A 17,805-nucleotide genomic window follows, 5' to 3' on the forward strand; every position below is an offset into this window, starting at 1 on the left:
TTACATTCCCCCCTTATTATCACCATAAGCCGTTTTTAGAAATTTTCTTTGCGAGTGCATTTACAACTACAAGTAAAACAAGATTAATAATTGAATTAAACAAGCCTACCGCTGTAGCAAAACTAAAGTTCGCATTCAATAAGCCAATTTTGTACACATATGTTGCAATGACTTCAGATGTCGATAGATTAAGTGGGTTTTGCAATAAAAAGACTTTTTCAAAACCAAGCGCCATGATGTTTCCTACACTTAGGATCAGGATAATCGTTGCAACGGGCATGATGCTTGGTATGTCGATATAAAGAATTTTTTGAAGCCTGGTTGCACCATCCACTTTTGCTGCTTCGTAGTGTGACGGATCTACACCTGATAACGCTGCCAAATAGATGATGGCAGAATAACCTGCATGCTGCCAAACGTCTGACCAGACATAAATATCCCTAAACATATCCGGCATGCCAAGAAAGTTTATTGATTCAAGTCCAAAATGTCCCAATAGTTGATTGACGATACCTAGTCTTGGTGAGAACATCAAAGTTAGCATTGAAACGATAATAACGGTTGAAATAAAATATGGAGCATACGTTACCATCTGAACCGTCTTTTTAAACAGACCATTGCGAATTTCATTTAAACTAAGTGCCAACATAATCGGTATAGGAAAGCCAACAGCTAAAGCATACAAACTAAGGAAAAACGTATTCTTTATCAGCACCCAAAACTGCGGATTGTTGAAAAAGAGCTCAAAATGTTTAAAACCAACCCACTCGCTACCCCAAATCCCTTTCACAACACTATAGTCTTTAAAGGCAATGACCGAGTTGACCATAGGTATATACTTAAAAATAATAAAATATAAAACAGGTGGGATGATCAGTAGATAAAATTGCCAATGCCTTCTTAAGGACTTTTTGGCATTGCCCCAGAGGGTTGACTTTACTTCTAGGGTACTTGAAGCAGGTAAAGCCTTATTTGTTATCTCGACTTTCAACTTAACCACTCCTATCTTTTATTTTTGGAAACGCTGTCATATTTTTGACTGCTAAACTGGTATGAATGTAGCATGAATTTCCGCTCCTTCATAGGTACAATTGAAAATGAAGGGGACAATTAGGGACTAAATGATTTACTATGTTAAGAAAATACGTTATGGATTGTGATGGAGTCTCTAATAATGGTTAGATGAAAGAAATGAGAACATGTAAAAAAGGTACATTTGATTTTGAAGGTACACTTACGTTTCTCATTGACTTTTTCACAAAAATTAAAAAAAAAACAAATAGATGGAACTCTATTTGTTATAAAAGTCATTTATGAGCTTGCTTCTTATCTTTACTATTTATTAATCCATCGCTATGAATGATTGTTTGCCTATAGACTTTTGGTGTTACATGTAAAACCCTCTTAAAAGCCCTGCGAAATGAATGGGCAGAATTATAGCCGACATTAACCGAAATCTCCTCAATTGTCTGTTCAGTCGTTACTAATAGCTCTGATGCTTTATTTATACGGATTTTTTCAAGATAATCTGAAACATATTCTCCTAACTGCTCTTTAAATAGCTGTGAGACAAACTTTTCAGGGAAACCTATTTTTTCAGAGATCCGATACAAAGATAGGTCTGGATCGCTATATTCCTTTTCCAAAAACTCGATAATTAATTTTATTGCATGATCATTCGTTTCTTTTTTCTTTTTATTAACCAAACTGCAGAACTCTTCAGCCAAATCCTTAAAGTCCTTCCATACTTGCTTTATCCCTACCTTGAGTTGAATCTGTAACACTTTTTTTATTAATGCTCCCGATTGACCTGAACTTTGAACTACATTTGAATCAAACGTTTTAATTAGTGTAGATTTAATTTCTTCAAGTAATTGTTCTGCAATTTTTGGTGATAAATTCCTCTCGGAAAAATTCTTCTGGAAAATTTGGTCCAATATTTGTTTTACATCATGTGCTTCTGCTGTTTTTATTGCATTAACCAACCTTAATTCCAGATCAATTGGATAATAGAAAACCGAATTTTCTTTTTCCACATCCTGGTACCACAATATTTTGCTCCCCTTCATTAATGGGAAGGTATAATCCAAAGCCTCTTTTGCTTCATGATAGGAACGGCTAATGTCAAAATAATTCCTAAAGGATCTTCCAATGAAGGCTGATATTGAGATACGATACGAATTCGCTATTGATAAAGTAAGTGCATCGATGATGCCTTTTATTTCATTTGCAGCGTCACCCTCTTTTTCTCGATTAAAAGAAAAAATAACAATAATCTTATCTGAATGAAAATCGGTCATCTTGATGGTAGGTTCTAATTCTGTAAGGGTATGTTTAATGATAAGTCGCGATGCATTCAGCTCATCATGAATTTCTTTATTTTCCATATGGCCATAACCATTGATTTTCAAAATACCGACATATCCAACATCGCCTTGAAAGTAGACTTCTAATTGTTCAGCACGATCCATTATTCCTTGTTGGGTAGGAAATTCTCCATTTAATAAACTCTTTATAAAAGAATCCTTTATGATTTGCTTCTGACTAGTTAATTCACTTTTAAGAGATTTATTGTTTGATATAAGTTTGGATATATTTCCGTGGATAAAGTCATATTCGTTTTTATGCTTTGAAGCATCTGAACCGATTTGCTCCCTTACTACATCCATCAATTTATGGATTGGTGTGCTGTTCCGATAAGCCAAAAACAAACAAAGCAATATTCCAATTAGTAACGTGCTGCCTGTGACGATCCATGTCAAATGTTTAATGATTTCTGCCTTTTCCATTAAACCTTGTTTAGGTATTCCGGCAACATATTGCCAGTCATTAAAATCTGACTTTTCAGATAATAAAAGCGTCTCATTTTCTAGAAATTGATTTGTTGAGCCACCTTCCTTTTTTAATTTTTCAACTATTTTCTTCGTTTGCGTTTTATCAATTCCTACCATTGTTAGGGGATTCCCTTCATGATCCGCAATAAAGGCCCAACCGCCATACTGTTTAGATAATCCTTCTAACAGGCCGCCAATTTTTTGTTGATCAATATTAATAACTGCCGTTCCTAATGGTTTATTAAAGCTATTTAATGGCAGTGACTGTACATAAGTGATAACAGAAAGATCCTTCTTATTACTTATATAGGAACGAACAGGAATAATCTTCCCCTGGTGATTAGCTTCTAAAATTGTTTTTTTCCATTGATCGAAGGAAAGATCATGGTAATGATAAAGTTCGTAGAAATGGTCGACTCTGAAAAATACGGAGCCATTAGATAAAATGATATTGTAATTTTTCAAATAAATATAAGAGTCCGCTAAAAAATCGTTCGTATGAGCATAGGTTGAAAGATAACGTGACGTTTCTCTCAAACTATATAAATCAATTGGGCCAGATTCAGCAGATGCACTTAAATGCTGATTAAAACCTTCTACTGATGAAAGCTGCCTGGTAAATCTCTCTACCTCCTTCATCCTGCTTTCTAAAATATCCTTACTTTTTTTTAATATTAACAAGCTAGACTCGATTGAACTTGATTTAGCAACATTAATTGACACTTGGTAAGATACAATTCCGGTAATAAGCGGAAATAAGAGAATGATAACATATGAGAGCAAGAACTTCCTGAATGTTTTTGTTTTTAGCATTAAGTTATTTTCCCTCCATTCATTAAAAATTACGGATTTAGAAAACGCTTTCATTTTACTCTGAAACAAGAACTATAATCTTTTTTCCATTTATCTTTTATGATCCTCTGTAGACAGACCATGTTTACAAAAAATTTACCATACCTGGTTGGATATAAAAATTACTTATTCTGATATTTTTATACCTTTTCATGTCACGAGTCATGTATAATCAAAATAAAAAGGATTTTATATAAGATGAAGCCTCTGCTCAAGCAATTTAATGAACAATCTCATAAACCTTTTTCAATCGTCTATAAAGATACAAAAAATCCCCTAAGTGAACTACCCGACCATTTACATGATTGGCATGAAATTGTCTATGTTTATAGTGGGAAAGGGATTTTTTTATCGACCAATCATTTCATGAGATGCAAGCTGGAGATATCTTTATCATTCCGGGTAATACAATTCATCGTGCATTTCCTGACCAACAATACCCTATTACCTCAACAGCTATCTTTTTCAGTCCGTTATTAATCCATTCTCCTTTGCTTAAACATTCTTTTACCTATTTGAAGCTGATCGATCTATGTAAAAAACATAAAACGTATAGATACAGCCTAGATCTAACCGTTTTACAAGAGATAGAGGAATACATAGACAAAATGAAAGATGAAGATCATCAGGCTAATCATGATAGTCAAGAGCTGATCATTCATTGGCTGCATATCATTTTGGTGTACTTAAATCGAAATTGTTTAATAGATCGCGAGAGTGTAAAGAACCCGCAATTTGAACCGGAGTGGATTAGGACTACACTCCAATACATCGATCAAAACCTTAACAATAAACTTGAGTTAGATTTTTTAGCAAATCATGCTGCTGTATCACCCTCACACTTGAGCCGGGTGTTTAAGCAGCTAATTGGAATCAGTGTAACAGACTATATCACAACAAAACGGATCATCAAGGTGAAGGAATTGCTATGGAATACAAAGGATAAGGTGAATGTGATTGCGGAGCAATGCGGTTTTCAAAGTATGCCTTATTTTTATCGGACGTTTAAGAAGCATACGGGTCTGACACCGAAGGAGTATCGGAAAATAGCCCCCTGACAATCTTTATAGAAGGAATACGAAAACAAACCAACCCTGAGCGTGAATCTTTATGCTAAGGGTTGGTTCATTTTTTCACTTATTTTACCTGTACTTGTTGCTCTGTGATAACTACTGCTTGCTCTTGCGCCCTCAAGCATAATTCTGCTGCTTTAAAGGCATGAGCCTGAGTCATTGCATTTTCTGTTCGATTTATGCAATCTAAGATTAACTGTCCAAAGAACGGATACCCCACCTGGCCGGAAACGTTGAAATGCTGCTCTCCGTCATTATTCACTAAATAGACGTGATTTCCCTTTTCGTCTCTTGCCAGATCCACGTATTTGCGGATTTCAATGGTGCCTTCTGTTCCAATAATAAAGGTTCTACCGTCACCCCATGTGCTTAATCCATCTGGTGTAAACCAATCAACACGGAAATAGTTTGTCGCACCATTATCGCCAACCAAGGTAGCATCTCCAAAATCATCTAGCTCCGGATATTCTGGATTATGATAGTTTGCAATTTTACTATGCAAAACTTTTGCATCTTTACAGCCTGCATAGAATAAAAATTGTTCAATTTGATGGCTGCCTATATCGCATAAAATTCCGCCGTATTCCTCTTTCTTAAAAAACCAGTCCGGGCGGCCGGAGGCATTTAGTCGATGCGGGCCAAAACCTGTAACTTGAATCACACGCCCGATTGCGCCCTTCTCAATTAACTCACCCGCATAAACAGCTCCTTCCACATGGAGTCGCTCACTATAATAAACCATGTACTTTTGGCCCGTTTGTTCTGCTACTCTTTTTGTTTCTTCAAGCTGTTCAAGAGTTGTAAAAGGAGCTTTATCTGTAAAATAATCTTTTCCAGCTCTCATCACCTGATTACCTAGCTCACTCCGTTTTGAAGGAATTGCTGCTGCAGCGACAAGCCTTATTGAATCATCAGATAATATTTGCTCTAATGACTCTGCTGGCATGACATCAGGGAAAGCTTTGACAAACCCGGCCACTTTTTTTGGATCAGGGTCATACACCCATTTCAATGTTGCGCCTGCTTCAATTAACCCGTTGCACATGCCATAAATATGGCCATGGTCAAGCGCAGCTGCAGCAAATTGAAACTCCCCTTTTTCTACAACAGGATTCGGTTTCCCTTTTGGAGCATAAGTCATTCCATCCTTCGTCATCGTTCATTCTCCTCTCTTAATGTGTTCCTGATACGTCTAAATTCACTTTTTTTACGCTCTTTTTTTGAAATGTTGAATTCTTTATTTTTTCTTGCAGCATTTCATAGTAAAGATCTGCATCAATTGGCAATTCAACTGGTTGGTTTAGCCATGATGATAAATAAATTGCATTAGAAATTTCCAATCCCTTTATTCCCTCTTCACCTGGAGCAAATAGCGGAGTGCCCTTTGTGATTGAATCAATCCAATTTTGAATAATTCCTAGATGTCCTGTGCTTTTTCCTTCAATAGGAATATCAATTGTCCAACATTCAGGATTTCCAAAACCGCCTTTATATGTTGCGTTAAATTCCCGTTCAGATTGAGTTAAGCGGTAAAAAGTAAGCTTGTTATTTTCTACGACCATCTTCCCGCGGTCACCAGCAATCTCAAAGCGGTTTGTTCCAGGTGCTTCACCTGTGGAAGTAATAAACACCCCTGTAGCACCGTTTTCATACTCTACGTAAGCAGTAATATCATCCTCAACCTCAATATCATGGTATTTTCCATAGTGACAAAAAGCATGAACTTTCTTTGGCATAAGCCCTGTTGTCCATTGCCATAAATCTAACTGATGGGGCGACTGATTTAATAATACACCGCCGCCTTCACCATGCCAGGTTGCCCGCCAATCACTTGAATCATAATAGCTTTGCGAGCGATACCAATCAGTTATAATCCAATTTGTACGTTTTATCTCACCGAGTTCACCAGCTTGAATCAGCTCGCGCAATTTTTGATAAATTGGGTTTGTCCGTTGGTTATACATAATAGCAAAGACCTTGCCGCTTTCTTCTGCTACTTTATTCATTTCAGCGACATTTTTTGTATAGACTCCTGCCGGTTTTTCAATAAGAACATGCATCCCCTTTGCAAATGCCTTCATAGCCAACTTCGGATGATCGTAATGCGGAGTCGAAATCAGGACTGCATCAATACCGGATTCATTTAAAAAGGCATCTTCGTCTCGAAAAATCTCCACATCACCTTGTGCATCACTTACTAATGATTCAAGCTGATCTTGAAATGGGTCGCATACTGCCGTTAAAATTGCTCCATTTATCTTTCCTTTACCTAAAAGCTGAACATGTGCTCTGCCCATATTTCCAACACCAATAATTCCAACTTTTATTAAACTCATCTGCCTCACCTCATCATCTAAATTTATTTGCTCTCTTGGTAAACCCTACAGTCTAGAACTCTCTTTTTCCTTTACTTCTTTTGCAAATTTCTTTAAGTTTCGTAGACTCGTTTCTAGACATTCTAATGGAGGGCGTTCACAAATGTCCTGTTCAACTGCATACCATTCAATACCATTTGCTTCACCCCATTGTAAAATAGGAATAAAATCTATAACACCTGTTCCTACTTCTGCAAAGGTTTGCCGCTGATCATTTGTCATATCCTTTAAGTGAATGATCGGCATCCTGTTTGCATAAGGGGCTATATATTCAAGCGGATCTTGGCCAGCCTTTTTCAGCCAATATACATCTATTTCTGCTAAAATCTGATTATCATCTGATGGATCTAGTAAATAACGATGAGCATCCTGACCATCTATTTGGGTATCAAATTCAAATGCGTGGTTATGATAGGAAATTCGATATTCAGGTGCCTCGTTTGCAATCTGGTTCAGGATCCTTTTTATTTCTTTATACCCTTCTGGATTTTTCAAATCAGATGGAACCGATGGAAGAATAATATCTTTTGTTCCATATAATTCTGCTTCTTTTAATACACCATTGAGGTCATGTTTTAAACGGTCCAACGATATATGCATTCCGACTGCATGTAAGTTATTTTCTTTTAATGCAAGTGCCACTTCGTTTTCGTCATATCCTTGAGGCAAAGCGGAAATTTGTACACCTGCCCAGCCCATTTCTTTAAGCTTCTTTAATAACGGTCGGATTCCTTCCTTTAATTCCTCACGTAATGTAAATAATTGTGCTGCAAATTTATGCTCCACTTAAACACACTTCCTTTACCTATTTTTTAAACGGATTTGGCGGAATTCTTTTGCCGTTACCCCTGCTTTTTCTCGAAAGTACCGGCTAAAATGTGTAGCGCTTTCAAATCCGGATTCATACGCAACATCCTTTAACGGTTTAAGCGGTTCCATTTCGAGTAAGTATTTTGCCTGCCTTAAGCGACATTCCATCACATACTCCATAACCGTATAGCCCGTCATTGTCTTAAATACTTGAGCAACATATGATCTGCTTACATTCAGATTGTCTGCGATACACTGTAAAGTCAATTTGTTCATAAAATGCTTCTGGATATAATCTGCAATGTTTTCAGCATGCACGGCTTTATCTTCTTTTTGAAGAGGAATTTCAATCGAATTCATCTTTCCGAGCTTATGGACACTAATTAACACCTGAAGCAACAGGACTTTCATTTCTGTCTCCGTTTGAATATCAGGAAATTCAGCCGTTCGACTTAACTCGGCAAGACGGCAAAACACTTTTTCCAGTTCTTTTGATTCTTCATTTTCATTCGTTCGGATCAAACAATTGTGTAATGTTTGAAACGTTTCAAGCAAATACATGCTGCCCATTTCCAGCAAAATACCTTTAATCCAATGAGGGGAAAATTGAATTACACTCCGAACATATTCACTCGTGGGACTAACATTGGGTTTATGTAATGTCAGGCCATCCATAACCAAAATATCCCCGGGCTCAAGATCATAAATGTGATTGTGAATTAAATATCTGCAGTCCCCTGCATGGAAAAAATAGATCTCATAATCCTGATGTGAATGATAATGGAACGGACCATTCCACTTATTTCGATAACTAGCTGTCACCATTTCACTCAATTCATCCAAACCTCCAATGAATCTAATATCATTATAGTGAAAACCATTAGTATATTCATGGTCTCAGATTATCTAGTTTTCTTTTAAAATTATCTGAGCGTCTTTTATTTTTTTGAATAAGTATTCTTTAGCTTTTTTAGTTCAATGTATAAGTCTTTTCTTCCTTTTATTTAACTATAAATAGCGGAAGCACATCACTCAACCTAGGGCAAATATAATGATATTGAATAAGACAGAAAACTTAGCATAAAAAGGTAAACTTTCTTTAACAAAAAACTTGGCCGTCTCAATGACAAACCAAGTTTCCGATGCAAGTTTTCAATTATTCAATCGCTTCCTTTTTCGATCCTTGGATCTTCGAAACCTTCTGATAATAACCGGCGAAGGAGACAAAGGCTATTAGTGAACCCATAAAAAACGGTATAAGAAAGGTAAACATTGTTAAGCTGACATATATGATGATTCCGTTAAGCACAACCACCAATATATTATTAAAAGGATACAGTAAGGTTAAGAAAAACGAATTTTTAAGATTCTGGAAAAACTTCAAATCTGCGTGAACCGTATTTGCAAAAAAAGTAAGCGCAAACAAAAACAAAAAGAAAAATCCTACTAAAAAGATAGAGCTTAGAATAACATTAACTTTAGAGAAGAAATAGAAGTCAACTCCCCAGATAACCCAAATGAGAGAGAAAATAAGACCTCCAGACATACTTCTTACATAGTTTTCCTTATAATATGCCCAATACGATTTAAATAATGGGACATCATGCTCACCCATCACCCACTTTCTCACAACCCCAAACATTGCTGTTGTTGCTGGAAAAAAGAAAAAAGGAGCCAAGACGACGATGGTTGCTAATAGCATAAATAAAACGGATGAGTTACTTGCATAAAGTAAAGAAAGAGCCAAATAACAGATTGGCAGATTAAATCCTATCCATAGTAAATTTATCACGGACAATCGCATAACCCATTCAAATATTCGATTTAGTCCACCCATAAGATCCGTCATTACAATACATCCCGCTTTCTGAATATTCTTTCGTCTATTATAGCATTAATTTTCATTGTATTATATCTAAATAATGACTTTTCTTACATTAATATTCTATTAAACTTGCTTGTTGTTTTGGCTACAGGTGCCCGCTTATAAACTGTTCCGAAATCTTTCTCACATTTCATTGCCATCTGCAGGTTTTCATATATTACGTTGTTTCTGCAGAAATCAAAATATAAGATCTATTCAACAAGTGGACAAATCTAAAAAAAGTGTTTCATAGCTTCCATAAAAAAATAGTGCCCTTACCCTTCACTTCCCAGAATAAGCAGCACTATCTATTAAAGTTTATTATTTTAATTCATCCATCTTAACAGCATCCATATCTGTGAACGTATAATTTTCCCCAGCCATTGCCCAGATGAATGTGTAGTTGCTTGTGCCCACACCAGAATGGATTGACCAAGGCGGTGAAAGAACTGCTTGTTCATTTTTTACAACGAGGTGGCGTGTTTCTTTTGGCTCCCCCATAAAGTGGAATACGCGGGAATCTTCATCCATATCGAAATAAAGGTATACTTCCATACGGCGGTCATGAAGATGGGCCGGCATTGTGTTCCACATGTTGTTAGGTTCTAATAGAGTCATTCCCATCATTAATTGACAGCTTTGAATACCATCGGCATGGATGTATTTGTAAATCGTACGTTTATTAGATTCACTGTCAGAGCCTAAATGATTTGGCTCAGCATCTTCGATCGGCGCTTTTTTCGTCGGGAATTGCTTATGAGCCGGTGTTGAAACAATATAAAATTTAGCTGGATCAGATGCATTGCTGCTTTCAAATAACACTTCCTTATTTCCTAATCCAACGTAAAGACAATCTCTTTTATTTAATGTATATGCCTGGCCATCAACTAAAACGGTTCCTTCAGCACCAATATTAATGATGCCGACCTCGCGTCTTTCTAAGAAATAATCTGTTTTTAATGTTTCTTGATCTTCAAGCTTAAGCGCTTGCGCAGTTGGGATCGCTCCGCCTGTTACCACACGATCGTAGTGTGAATAAACCAGGTTAATTTCCCCTTGTACGAAAAGTGAATCGATTAAAAAGTCACTTCTTAATCTTTCTGTTGTATACGATTTAAAATCTGCCGGATTTGTAGCATGTCTAATTTCCATTATTCATTTCCCCTTTCGATATTAAAAATTTTGAAATACTTCGTTTTAGACTTTGACAACCAGCTTTGAAGCACAGGTTGTGTAAGTGCACAATGGAGATTGACGTCTTGCAGTTTGACTGCCAGCGAGCCCCAAAAGTCTAGCCTTTCCATAATTTAAGGCAAAGAACACCTTCCATTCTGAAGTATCTTATGCTTGTCAAAGCTGATCAAGACGCTTGCGATTTAGTTATGAACTCATCCATCCGCCATCAACACATAAAATATGACCATTCACATAGCTTGAAGCCTCAGAAGCTAAGAAGACTACAGCACCTTTTAAATCATCTGGAGTACCCCAGCGTCCCTGCGGAATTCTTGATGTAATGTATTCATTTCGTTCAGTATTTGCGCGAAGCTGTGCTGTATTATCTGTTTCCATATACCCTGGTGCAATCGCATTTACATTGACACCTCTGCTTGCCCATTCATTTGCAAGTGACTTCGTTAAGCCGGCAACAGCATGTTTACTTGCTGTGTAAGCTGGCACTCGTAAACCACCTTGGAAGGAAAGCATGGAAGCAACATTGATGATTCTGCCTGAACGATTTTCCAGCATATGCCTTCCAACCTCTCTGCATAATTGGAAAACAGCATGCTGATTGACCTTGATCACTTCGAACCAATCATCATCTGTGAAATTTTCTGCTTCTGCACGGCGTATAATTCCTGCGTTGTTTACTAAAATATCAATCTTGTTAGTTAAAGATAAAGCTTCAGAGACTAATTTTTCTGCGGCCTGATCTTGTGAAAGATCAATTTTAACTTCGTAGAATGTGCCGCCAATTTCTTCAATTTTTTTACGAGTTCCCGACATATCACTCATCCCGGCACCAATAACAGCTGCCCCTGCTTCAGCAAGTCCAACCGCCATTCCTTGGCCCAATCCGCGGCTGGCACCAGTTATTAAGGCCACTTTGCCTTGTAATGAAAAAAGAGATTCCATTTCCTAGCCTCCTCTATATAAGTGCGTAATTGTTCAATTTAGTTCGTTATGGTTTGATTATAACACAAATAAAAAAGATGACAACGGTTAATTGTTCGTTTGTCATCTAATTTTGGTTTTTTTATTACATTTCAGCAATCTGCAAAGTAATATTTTGAGTTTCCAGCATTTCCTTGACGCTATGATCCAATCTTGAATCTGTTACAATTTCATTCACTTCTTCCAAAGAAGCAAATTGAATTAGTGCTACCTTTTCAAATTTTGTTGAATCCGCAACCAATGTTACATGGTCTGCACATTTTATGATTTGCTTTTTCCAATCAGCATGGATGCTGTTTATGACAGTCAAGCCATGTTCAAGAGAAACACCCGTTGTCCCGAAAAACAATCTGTTTACCCTGATTCTATCCAGCATTTCCGTTGCCTGAGCACCAATTAAAGAGGAGGAGTAATTAATTCTCGTCCCGCCCAAGACAATTAGTTGAACATTGTTTTTATCCAATAAAATATTGGCTATTTTCAAATCATTTGTTATCACAGTTATTGGAAATTCCCCAAGCAATTCAGCAATTGCCAGCGTTGTGCTACCGCCATCCATGAGAATCGTCTCATTTGGTTTGATTAGCTTAACCGCCTCTTTCGCAATTGCAAGCTTTACCTCACTGTGGCGTGATTGCCGCTCAGCAATCGGGAGCATTCTACCTTCTTCTTCAACAATAACTGCTCCACCATGAATTCGCTTTAGAAGACCTCTTTGTTCTAAGAGCTCAAGGTCACCTCTAACCGTTTTTTCTGTCACTTCCAATAACTTGCTAAGTTCAGAAACCTTCACAATTTTGCTTTTATCTAATTGTTCAATTATTCGTTCATGCCGTTCCACTGAAAGCATTGGTAATCCCCCGTTAAAAACTATTTAGTTTTTATTATAGAACAATTTCGAACAAAAACAAACGTTATTTTATATGAAATTGATGCTTTCTCTAACAAAAAATAGAAAACGATAATGCTTAAGGTTGAAGCAAGGGGGGAATTTTATATGGTTTCAGACTATTAACTAGCTAAGTCTGTATAATACGAGGATGCACATTTGAAGAAGAATCTTATAACTTTACGAGTTATTCTAGCAACTTTAAATTAGTATTCTTATAACCTTTCTATCATTCAGTAAAATTCGAGTGAATCCTCTATTACCATATCGAAATATTGCTAAATATTAAAAAAGCTCAAGGCGCTAAGCATAAGGCGACAAGCATAAGGCGAACAGGAATAGAAGGTGTTCTTTACCTTCAATTCCTGTTTGACTAGACCCTAGAGCCGATGGCGCCTGGAGCTAGATTCAGAAACGCAAGCTATGTTAAGAAAATATATAAATTCTGGTATAAAAAAAAGCAACCTATCACCATGATAGATTGCCTTCATCGATTTATCCCCGCGCTTCTTTAACAGCTTGAATAAATCTCGCAGCTGTTGCGGTGATTTCAGTTAAATATTCATCTGTTAAAGCCTTTTTCGTGTTAACCAATGAGCTGCCGACACCGACCCCAACAGCACCTGCTCTAATATAATCTCCTACATTATCAACGGAAATGCCTCCTGTTGTAATAATCGGAATTTGGGGCATTGGGCCGTGGATATCTTTAATATAGCTTGGTCCGAATACGTTTGCAGGGAAAACCTTAATTAAATCTGCACCGCTTTCAAAAGCTGTTAAAATTTCAGTTGGTGTTAAGGCGCCAGGGATGCTGACAACACCATATCGTTTAGCCATTTCAATTGTTTTTACATTTGTAGTTGGTGAAAATACAAATTTTGCTCCTGACATGATTGCTGTTCTTGCTGTTTCAGGATCTAGAACTGTACCGGCACCGACTAGTACATCATCAAATTCCTGTGAAGCTTTTTCAATCGCACCACATGCACCAGGTGTTTCAACCGTAATTTCCAGTACTTTTACTCCGCCTTCTTTTAACGCACTAGCGATGGCAACTATATTATCCTTTGTTGCCCCGCGAATGACCGCTGCAACTCCGGTTTCTTTAATAATTTCTAGATGACTCATGATTGATTTCCTCCTTATCGCACTACATCTTCTCCATTTTTTGATAGCAATTGCTCAACTTCTTCTCGTTCTGGCAATCCGTCTACATCGCCATTTACCATTGTTACAAGTGCTCCAACAGCATTGGCACGCTCTACAGCCTTGCTTAGTTCCAAGCCATCTAATAATCCTGATAGAAACCCTGCAGCAAACCCGTCCCCTGCTCCAACTGGATCAACGACCTGTTTAACCGGGAACCCAGGAATTAAAGCGCTCTCTTTCTCTGTAAAATAATAAGCACCTTCAGCACCCATTTTCATGACAACGACTGATGCGCCATGATTCAAAAATAATTCTCCTAGTTTAAGAGGGTCATTTTCACCAAATAAAAATTCTCCCTCAGATACACCAGGTAAAATAATATCAGCTTCAGCAGCAATTTCAAGCAATGTTTTTCTCGCTGTTTCCGCATCCCAAAGCTTTGTACGAAGATTTGGATCAAACACAATGGTACTTCCATTACTTTTGGCAAGTCTAATAGCTTCAAAAATCGTTTCTCTGCAGCTTTGACTTAACGCTGGCGTGATCCCTGTGATATGAAGATATTTCGCTTTGGAAAGATATTCATTATCAAGATCACTTGGTGCCAGCTTACTAGCTGCTGAGCCTTTTCGGTAATAATAGACTCTCATATTATTTTGTCTTCTTGGCTCTTTGAAATAAATGCCGGTAGGTGCTTCTTGATCAAATGTTACTTTGCTTACATCAACATTTTCACCTTTTAAGGCAGCTAGAATAGCTTTTCCAAATTCATCATCGCCCAGCTTGCTAATCCAGCCAACATCATGACCTAATCTTGCAAGTCCGATTGCGACATTTGATTCTGCTCCGCCAATCTTTTTTGTAAATTGAGTAGCATTTCGCATGAATCCATCACTATTTGGAGTAAACACCACCATGGATTCACCTAGTGTTACAACATCCATCTTACATCCTCCCTTTTTGTTGTGCCCTGTAGAAATAAAAACTAGTAAATAATACTACTAGTTCTTCCAATTTTCTAATATGACTAGTATAGCTTTGCATAAAAAATTTCTCTACCTATTTTTTAAAATTTTCTAAATCGATTTATGCCAACTTCCTATTTTTAACAAATCCATTAATCATCAACTAACCTTAAACTAGTTGAATTCCTTGTAAGTGGAAGGCTTAATTGAGATAATGTGTTTAAGAAAATTGATATCATTCATTAAAGGCGTGAACAATTCATCTAGCAAATTGAAATAATGATGCTAATCTTGAACACACTTACAGACTGATTTGAATTTTTGTATAAACTTGTTCAAATTACGTTTTGGGGAGAGGGTCGTTAAATGGAAAAAGAGAAAATCAATCAAAAAATTTCAGAATTAAAAATGGAGTATATTCGTATTCAAGGTGATATTGAAAAGCTAGAATCGACTGGACATTCCATTACAAAATTGGAAGAAAAATTGCAGGAAATAGAGGCAGAATTAAAGGCTCAATATGCACATCTAAATGAATAATGGATTATATGGGCTGCTGATAGATAAGCAGCCCACTCCTTTTCATAAAGCGAATAAATGACATTTCTTATGGAGAAAAATTAAAAATTATTCCAAAAAACCTCTTCCTACATTATTTTATAAATATAACATTAACCCGAAAAAAAGAGTTTAATTTACATTAAAAAACATTCACTGGAGGGCTATAGATGAAAACAGAAACAGATGAGAGCCTAATCAATTTTATTGAGCAATTAGCAGCAAAAGCTTGGCCTTGTTATACCCAAGAAACCTTTGAAAATTGGACAATGAGAGCTACATTTGGTGTGACCAAACGAGCAAATAGCGTACATACCCTTGGATCCCTGCCGCAAGATTCGATGTGGTTAAAAAAGATTGAAACGTTTTATCAAGAGAAATCGATTCCTCCCTGTTTTTATATAAGTGAAATTTCTCCAAAAGAGCTGGACTATCTATTAAAATCTAATGGATACCAAAAAGTAGATGAATGTTATACGATGACTGCATCATGCGAAGACATATTCATGCATATAATAAATAAAAGTTTATGGAAAATAGAGTATTTATCAGAGCCAGATGATACATGGATTGAAGAATTTATTAAATTAGAAGGATTTTCTTCAAATAGACAAGAAGCATATGCCCATATTTTTTCATCTATAAAACCATTAAAAACCTTTTTACGTATATCGGATCAAGAGGAAACAATTGGACTTGGTACAGTTGTATTAGAAGATGGCTGGGCGTGTATTAGCAATATCGTAGTCAACAGGCAGCATCGGAGAAAAGGGACCGCCACTTATCTCATGAACGTTCTTACAAAATGGGCATATGAAAACGGTGGACATCACATGTATTTACAAGTGATTCAAACAAATCATCCTGCAATAGAGCTTTATAAAAAGCTGGGATTTACTCCATTATCGAAACATCATTATCGAATCTTATTAGATGACTAACTTTGTTAGATAACCGATCAATACTATATAAAGATAGTAAAATGCCAACCGAGATGTTCACTGGTTGGCATTTTTTGTGTTCGTTATCAATTCATTATTGAACTGATGATTTCCAAAGGAGGAGTATGATTCACTTCTCCTATTACATAGCTAATCTGAACATACCTTATGTATGATTTCTTCAGCCTTTATCATATTTGGTTCAATATAATCCCAACGGTTCATGCAATGATGAAGAATCATGTCTAAATCATTTTCGTTTTGAGTTTCTTCGGTGTTTCGATAGAGAATATTGATCAACCAATTTGTTAGATTTCGAAGGTGGTAACGATAGGAGTAAAATCTTAATAGATCAATATTTAAAGAAACGGCATGTTTTATATGCTTTTGATAAGCGGTAAAAAACACTTCAAATTCCTCACTGATATAACCAAACAAATCATATTCAGGCGGTGCTATCATTGCTGATTCCCAATCAATGATAAACAGCTTGTTTTTTTGTAGAATTAAATTTCCTCCCCACAGATCGCCATGACACAAAACATTGTCATTGTTCTCATTTAGTGCACTAGCCCGCAGTTCACGAACAAGCTTTAGTAAGTACATAATTTGCTCTTTATTTAATACTACCTGCTCTCTTAAACTCTTTATTATTTGGCAGTCTTTTGCAGCAGATCCTTCAAGCACTGATATACATTTTAATAGGTCAGATTCAAAGGAAATATCAAATGTTTCCCTTTCTATAGAGGTGATGGCGATATCCTTTGGAATCTGATGGATTGCCGCCATCTCTTTTGCAATTTCTTCCAAAATCTCTTTTGAGAAAGGGTATGCCTCTGCCAATGTTTCTCCTTCAATAAACTGAAACAAAACCAATGTCATGTCATTGTATGTTGTTTTAAAATCACCATTTTGTTTTTTAATGGGATATGTAATATTTGTCAGAAAACCACCGTGATGCAACGTCCAGATCAATGGCAAATAGTTCTGAAGCTTTTCAACTGCTTTTCTTTGTCTATCATTTTTATGAGCAAACAATTTCAAATAATAAGTATCCCCATTGCGGCAATTCACTTTGTAAGAGTATGCTGAATCACCCATTGGTATAAATTTTACACTCACAACTTGAATACCGTAATCTTTATGAAGATGCAGCATTAGTATTCGATCATCAATCATGTATCTTGTTTTCATTAAGTACCCTCCCCGTAAAGGCGCGTATTGTCAAAACTTATATATTAAAAAGTTAATAATCTTTGAATTTAAGGGCTTTAAATGCAAAAAACTTGCCACCCCCGTGAAATTAGGTTAAAAGTG

16 protein-coding genes are annotated in these 17,805 nt (G+C 36.5%); 3 read left to right on the top strand and 13 right to left on the bottom strand.

The annotated features are described in order from the left end of the window. Positions 1-19: 19 nt before the first annotated feature. Positions 20-877: a sugar ABC transporter permease gene (locus Q1B07_RS05345; RefSeq protein ID WP_299089708.1), complete on the bottom strand. Its 858-nt coding sequence runs from the start codon at positions 875-877 to the stop codon at positions 20-22. A 430-nt stretch (positions 878-1,307) separates the two neighbouring features. Further along, positions 1,308-3,647, bottom strand: a complete 2,340-nt coding sequence (locus Q1B07_RS05350; RefSeq protein ID WP_299089607.1) for a helix-turn-helix domain-containing protein — start codon at positions 3,645-3,647, stop codon at positions 1,308-1,310. A 410-nt stretch (positions 3,648-4,057) separates the two neighbouring features. Between Q1B07_RS05350 and Q1B07_RS05355 the strand changes: the two genes are divergently transcribed. Then, a complete protein-coding gene (locus tag Q1B07_RS05355; protein ID WP_299089606.1) occupies positions 4,058-4,744 on the top strand; it encodes an AraC family transcriptional regulator in 687 nt (228 codons plus the stop codon). 79 nt (positions 4,745-4,823) lie between these two features. Here Q1B07_RS05355 and Q1B07_RS05360 read toward each other — a convergent pair whose 3' ends face one another. The 10 genes from Q1B07_RS05360 to Q1B07_RS05405 form a co-directional block, all read right to left on the bottom strand. Continuing rightward, entirely contained in the window at positions 4,824-5,915 is a 1,092-nt protein-coding gene (locus Q1B07_RS05360) for a Gfo/Idh/MocA family oxidoreductase (protein ID WP_299089605.1), read from the bottom strand. A 16-nt stretch (positions 5,916-5,931) separates the two neighbouring features. Then, on the bottom strand, positions 5,932-7,095 hold the full coding sequence (locus Q1B07_RS05365) for a Gfo/Idh/MocA family oxidoreductase (RefSeq protein WP_299089603.1): 1,164 nt from the start codon (positions 7,093-7,095) through the stop codon (positions 5,932-5,934). 45 nt (positions 7,096-7,140) lie between these two features. After that, positions 7,141-7,920 carry a sugar phosphate isomerase/epimerase gene (locus tag Q1B07_RS05370; protein ID WP_299089601.1) on the bottom strand — a complete coding sequence of 260 codons (780 nt, stop codon included), beginning with the start codon at positions 7,918-7,920 and terminating at the stop codon, positions 7,141-7,143. A 15-nt stretch (positions 7,921-7,935) separates the two neighbouring features. After that, complete coding sequence (locus Q1B07_RS05375; protein WP_299089707.1) at positions 7,936-8,769, bottom strand: AraC family transcriptional regulator; 834 nt, start codon at positions 8,767-8,769, stop codon at positions 7,936-7,938. Between the two features lie 331 nt (positions 8,770-9,100). Next, positions 9,101-9,793, bottom strand: a complete 693-nt coding sequence (locus Q1B07_RS05380) for a DUF624 domain-containing protein (protein ID WP_046588915.1) — start codon at positions 9,791-9,793, stop codon at positions 9,101-9,103. A gap of 336 nt (positions 9,794-10,129) precedes the next feature. Beyond that, the gene (gene kduI, locus Q1B07_RS05385) at positions 10,130-10,960 is read right to left on the bottom strand and encodes a 5-dehydro-4-deoxy-D-glucuronate isomerase (RefSeq protein WP_299089598.1); all 831 of its coding nucleotides are present in this window, start codon (positions 10,958-10,960) and stop codon (positions 10,130-10,132) included. 228 nt (positions 10,961-11,188) lie between these two features. After that, positions 11,189-11,944, bottom strand: a complete 756-nt coding sequence (gene kduD, locus Q1B07_RS05390; RefSeq protein ID WP_299089597.1) for a 2-dehydro-3-deoxy-D-gluconate 5-dehydrogenase KduD — start codon at positions 11,942-11,944, stop codon at positions 11,189-11,191. Between the two features lie 124 nt (positions 11,945-12,068). Continuing rightward, positions 12,069-12,833 (bottom strand): DeoR/GlpR family DNA-binding transcription regulator, encoded by a 765-nt coding sequence (locus Q1B07_RS05395; protein ID WP_299089595.1) that lies wholly within the window; start codon positions 12,831-12,833, stop codon positions 12,069-12,071. Positions 12,834-13,367: 534 nt separating this feature from the next. Further along, complete coding sequence (locus Q1B07_RS05400) at positions 13,368-14,003, bottom strand: bifunctional 4-hydroxy-2-oxoglutarate aldolase/2-dehydro-3-deoxy-phosphogluconate aldolase (RefSeq protein WP_299089593.1); 636 nt, start codon at positions 14,001-14,003, stop codon at positions 13,368-13,370. Positions 14,004-14,017: 14 nt separating this feature from the next. Beyond that, entirely contained in the window at positions 14,018-14,968 is a 951-nt protein-coding gene (locus Q1B07_RS05405) for a sugar kinase (RefSeq protein ID WP_299089591.1), read from the bottom strand. A 387-nt stretch (positions 14,969-15,355) separates the two neighbouring features. Here Q1B07_RS05405 and Q1B07_RS05410 point away from each other — a divergent pair, with 387 nt between their 5' ends. Both Q1B07_RS05410 and Q1B07_RS05415 read left to right on the top strand, forming a co-directional pair. Next, complete coding sequence (locus Q1B07_RS05410; protein WP_299089589.1) at positions 15,356-15,529, top strand: SE1832 family protein; 174 nt, start codon at positions 15,356-15,358, stop codon at positions 15,527-15,529. A gap of 188 nt (positions 15,530-15,717) precedes the next feature. Next, a complete protein-coding gene (locus tag Q1B07_RS05415; protein ID WP_299089587.1) occupies positions 15,718-16,488 on the top strand; it encodes an N-acetyltransferase in 771 nt (256 codons plus the stop codon). A 150-nt stretch (positions 16,489-16,638) separates the two neighbouring features. On the opposite strand, the gene Q1B07_RS05420 is transcribed toward Q1B07_RS05415, so the two are convergent. After that, entirely contained in the window at positions 16,639-17,682 is a 1,044-nt protein-coding gene (locus Q1B07_RS05420) for a phosphotransferase (protein WP_299089586.1), read from the bottom strand. Between the last annotated feature and the right edge of the window lie 123 nt (positions 17,683-17,805).

This window comes from uncultured Metabacillus sp. (genome assembly GCF_947503125.1).
Lineage (GTDB): Bacteria > Bacillota > Bacilli > Bacillales > Bacillaceae > Metabacillus.

Excerpts from the sequence above, each read along its gene's own strand:
- Q1B07_RS05380 (WP_046588915.1), bottom strand. The coding sequence starts at position 9,793 with ATGACGGATCTTATGGGTGGACTAAATCGAATATTTGAATGGGTTATG.
- Q1B07_RS05365 (WP_299089603.1), bottom strand. The coding sequence starts at position 7,095 with ATGAGTTTAATAAAAGTTGGAATTATTGGTGTTGGAAATATGGGCAGA.
- Q1B07_RS05355 (WP_299089606.1), top strand. The coding sequence starts at position 4,058 with ATGCAAGCTGGAGATATCTTTATCATTCCGGGTAATACAATTCATCGT.
- Q1B07_RS05395 (WP_299089595.1), bottom strand. The coding sequence starts at position 12,833 with ATGCTTTCAGTGGAACGGCATGAACGAATAATTGAACAATTAGATAAA.
- Q1B07_RS05400 (WP_299089593.1), bottom strand. The coding sequence starts at position 14,003 with ATGAGTCATCTAGAAATTATTAAAGAAACCGGAGTTGCAGCGGTCATT.
- kduI (WP_299089598.1), bottom strand. The coding sequence starts at position 10,960 with ATGGAAATTAGACATGCTACAAATCCGGCAGATTTTAAATCGTATACA.
- Q1B07_RS05410 (WP_299089589.1), top strand. The coding sequence starts at position 15,356 with ATGGAAAAAGAGAAAATCAATCAAAAAATTTCAGAATTAAAAATGGAG.
- Q1B07_RS05420 (WP_299089586.1), bottom strand. The coding sequence starts at position 17,682 with ATGAAAACAAGATACATGATTGATGATCGAATACTAATGCTGCATCTT.
- Q1B07_RS05415 (WP_299089587.1), top strand. The coding sequence starts at position 15,718 with ATGAAAACAGAAACAGATGAGAGCCTAATCAATTTTATTGAGCAATTA.
- Q1B07_RS05350 (WP_299089607.1), bottom strand. The coding sequence starts at position 3,647 with ATGCTAAAAACAAAAACATTCAGGAAGTTCTTGCTCTCATATGTTATC.
- Q1B07_RS05375 (WP_299089707.1), bottom strand. The coding sequence starts at position 8,769 with ATGGTGACAGCTAGTTATCGAAATAAGTGGAATGGTCCGTTCCATTAT.
- Q1B07_RS05360 (WP_299089605.1), bottom strand. The coding sequence starts at position 5,915 with ATGACGAAGGATGGAATGACTTATGCTCCAAAAGGGAAACCGAATCCT.
- kduD (WP_299089597.1), bottom strand. The coding sequence starts at position 11,944 with ATGGAATCTCTTTTTTCATTACAAGGCAAAGTGGCCTTAATAACTGGT.
- Q1B07_RS05405 (WP_299089591.1), bottom strand. The coding sequence starts at position 14,968 with ATGGATGTTGTAACACTAGGTGAATCCATGGTGGTGTTTACTCCAAAT.